The organism is Mucilaginibacter sp. P4_G9, assembly GCF_056400985.1.
Window position 1 is genome coordinate 1 of the sequence record NZ_JBFUKF010000906.1, and the last position, 716, is coordinate 716.

Genomic DNA, 716 nt, shown 5'->3' on the forward strand with positions numbered 1-716 from the left:
TAATAGAAGATGGCGAACAGGCAAAGAAAATCACTCGCCAATGGATTAAGGTTACAAATAAGTACTTGAATCGTATAGCTTCCAAATGTCACTTATCGATTAACCTAACAACCTATGTAATCCGGCACACATGGGGAACAACAGCAAAAAAACTCGGTTATTCCAATGAACTTATCGCCGAGTGCATGGGACATGAGTACGGTAACAAAATAACTAACATTTATTTGGATGATTTTGAACAAGACCTGATTGACGGAGTAAATGATAAAGTTATATTGACAGTTATACCCTGCTCAAAAGAAATTGTTCTCTACGTTAATTATGTGCTATTAACGCGACCTACTGGATATTTGGCGAAGTGTAAACTAAAATTACAACACGTCTTTTAATTAAGAACATTGGAACAGAGCTCCTAAATTATTAATTAAGAAGGCAGGTATTATCCTGCTTTCTTTAGATTTGGATAATGAGTAAACGGTTAAAATATATTGAAAAAGAAGGGCTAGTAAGCATTCGGATTACAATCAATTTAGAAAATTGGGGTAATTTAGAAAGGTTCTCCAGTGGCTTTCAAATTACCAACGATACAGCAAAACGTTTTGGTAAGGAATCAATCAAGCACGTTGAAATTCCGCTGTATAATCTACAGAGCAGCAAAAAAAATGATTTTAATGATTACAACTGGGATCTTCTAACAGAAGATATAAACCCAAAAT

The 716-nt window shown here is 34.4% G+C and carries 2 protein-coding genes; both read left to right on the forward strand.

Annotated features, from left to right (window positions below; translation table 11 throughout):
- The coding region (locus tag AC1DPZ_RS28480) for a site-specific integrase (RefSeq protein WP_477409874.1) at positions 1-389 on the forward strand (389 nt) is incomplete at its 5' end.
- A 77-nt stretch (positions 390-466) separates the two neighbouring features.
- The coding region (locus AC1DPZ_RS28485; protein WP_477409876.1) for a hypothetical protein at positions 467-716 on the forward strand (250 nt) is incomplete at its 3' end.